Below are 2,500 nucleotides of genomic sequence, written 5' to 3' on the forward strand. Positions count from 1 at the left end.
ACAGGCTGATCTCCCCCAAGAGCTCATATCGACGGGGAGGTTTGGCACCTCGATGTCGGCTCGTCACATCCTGGGGCTGGAGAAGGTCCCAAGGGTTGGGCTGTTCGCCCATTAAAGTGGCACGCGAGCTGGGTTCAGAACGTCGTGAGACAGTTCGGTCCCTATCTGTTGCGGGCGTGAGAAGTCTGCGGGGGGCTGTCCTTAGTACGAGAGGACCGGGATGGACCGACCGCTGGTGTACCGGTTGTAGTGCCAACTGCACCGCCGGGTAGCTAAGTCGGGAAGAGATAAGCGCTGAAAGCATCTAAGTGCGAAACTCGCCCCAAGATGAGACTTCTAAACAGGGCCGTCAGAGACGATGACGTTGATAGGCTGTAGGTGTAAAGTCAGAAATGACATAGCCGAGCAGTACTAATAGCCCGAAAACTTGAACACCTTTGCTACGTTGCATTTTCCACAAGACAAGTCAATTTACTTGAGACATTTATATAATTAAAGAAATTAAGTGAAAGCTATCAGAGCTTCACGAAGATTTAGGCGGCCCGGCGCAGGGGACCCACCTCTTCCCATCCCGAACAGAGAAGTTAAGCCCTGCAGCGCCGATGGTACTGGGGTTACACCTGGGAGAGTAGGTCGCCGCCTTCATTGACCCTTAGAGAAATCTAAGGGTCTTTTTTTTTGCCTAATCTTTTTATGGGGAAAAGTTTTATTGCCTGGGTTTTTAATAGAGCGGTACTCCAATTGAACTCTAGGAGCTTATTACAATCAATATTGGGTAGTTTTACCTGCCAGAATTCCTATCATGCCCACTTTATAAGCTGCAAACCCTCTTGAGCTCCTAAATCCTGACTAGTTCAACCCAAAATATGCAATAGACATTCTATTAGGTGCTAAAATCTCCAAATAGTCTGACTTTCTCGCGATTGCAACACTTCCCGTAAACACGGGACAGGCTTCACCCCTGACTATTGTCAGGACGGAGAAATTTTATTACATAATCTGGGTTCAAATTAGGCCTTATACCGTAGGTTCGTTTAACAGACAAGACACATTAGTGATTTAGGAAGGTGGAGATGCAGGATATAGTTAATGCTTCTTACTAATTTAACTATATTGCTTATGCTCCTTTTGCTATTAAGTTTACTCTGGAATTAAATTGAAAAAATTATTAAATACAAGCATTTCTAATGTCGGCTGGTTTCCAAAAAAAATGAAGCCCTTCAAAGTTGTGTGTCTCACTACAAACAACAAATTCTAAATCTCTTCTACTTAACCGAACGTATTCTATCTTTTTTGCTACTAATTTATATTCTTCAAAGAATTTAAACTGGTTTTGGGTTAAGGGGTGATAAGAATCGTTAGAAAGCACACTTGAGATTCTGTTAGGGTCCCTATTAACTACTTCAAATGTAAAATAATCATGGGTTACTTTAGTTAAAAGCTTTGAAAATAGGATCCTAAAATTATAATTTATTTTGAATATACCCTTTTCAAAAGACCCCATGTCAACGTTTACCTTTACTAGTGGATGATTTTCGGATTCGGAAATTGAATATTTTAAATCATGATTTTTTAATAGTTTAAGGATCAAATCGTCAATAACATATTTTGACTTAACCTTAAGTAAAAATTCTTTAGTGTCCTCTGTTAATAATTTAATGTTTTCAACTATACTATTTATATCCGTTTTATTCATTTTTTCACAACTAAATCATATCTATATATCATATTTCAATCTTCATCCAATATTACTTTAAAATCCCTATTTGCTCTTCAGATAACAATTTTAATATTTCTTTTTTCAGATTCTTGTGAAGCATTATTGAAATTTGCACCATAACCGGATCTTTTTTCAGTCTCTGCGTAATTAAATTTAAGATTAAGACAAGACGCTAGGTAAGTACAATCAAATATTAATAACTAAATATTATTGAAGTTTTAAGCAATATACCTAATCGTTTTATTCCAATGTTGTTTTTTACCTTGGAATAAAGATAATCCTTAGAATTCTTCAATATTCAATCTTAATTCTAGCGCACCCTCTTTCTCATGGATTCACAAGTTGCTTAGGTTCTTTAGGTTTTCTTTTTGTATTTGGTCAACCCAAGGTTTAAATTCAAACTAAATGAATAACCAATTTAATTTAGTTTTGGATTCATAAAGCAAAGAGAGATATCAAAAACCTTTATTGGACCAGTTTTTATTCTTAATCGGAATGACATCTCGATTTTACCAGGATGAAATTCCAGCCCTAGCTACCTTTCCAAACTTCCATTACGCAGTGAAAAGGATTCTATAGTAATAAGTGGAGTACAATTTTTTGCAAGTGTTTTCGTAGATAGCTTCCAATGTATGTTGGATTTCTGCTGTTAAAATTCCCTTTTTAATTAGCCCGATACATAGACCATTTATCTGGTATTCCTGCTCATTGAGAAAGCCGAAGGCAGTGCTCGAAACAGTGCAAGACGTATCAGAATAGGTAGAGGCTAGTGCCTGGAAC

Annotated in this window: 2 protein-coding genes and 2 rRNA genes (2 of these 4 only partly in view); 2 read left to right on the plus strand and 2 right to left on the minus strand. The window is 37.8% G+C overall.

Features of this window, described 5'->3' with window-relative positions:
- Both CA2015_RS13405 and rrf read left to right on the plus strand, forming a co-directional pair.
- A 23S ribosomal RNA gene (locus CA2015_RS13405) occupies positions 1-435 on the plus strand; it begins 2,455 nt to the left of the window's first position.
- 98 nt (positions 436-533) lie between these two features.
- Positions 534-645, plus strand: a 5S ribosomal RNA gene (gene rrf / locus CA2015_RS13410).
- 523 nt (positions 646-1,168) lie between these two features.
- On the opposite strand, the gene CA2015_RS13415 is transcribed toward rrf, so the two are convergent.
- Positions 1,169-1,696: a hypothetical protein gene (locus CA2015_RS13415; protein WP_048642365.1), complete on the minus strand. Its 528-nt coding sequence runs from the start codon at positions 1,694-1,696 to the stop codon at positions 1,169-1,171.
- Positions 1,697-2,274: 578 nt separating this feature from the next.
- Positions 2,275-2,500, minus strand: partial view of a hypothetical protein gene (locus CA2015_RS24855; protein ID WP_157470470.1) — the 3' portion only. 2 nt of this gene lie beyond the right edge of the window; 226 of the gene's 228 nt are visible here — the last part of the coding sequence; only part of the start codon is in view: it crosses the right edge, with 1 base visible at position 2,500; its stop codon occupies positions 2,275-2,277.

This window comes from Cyclobacterium amurskyense, assembly GCF_001050135.1.
In the GTDB taxonomy this organism is placed as follows: domain Bacteria; phylum Bacteroidota; class Bacteroidia; order Cytophagales; family Cyclobacteriaceae; genus Cyclobacterium; species Cyclobacterium amurskyense.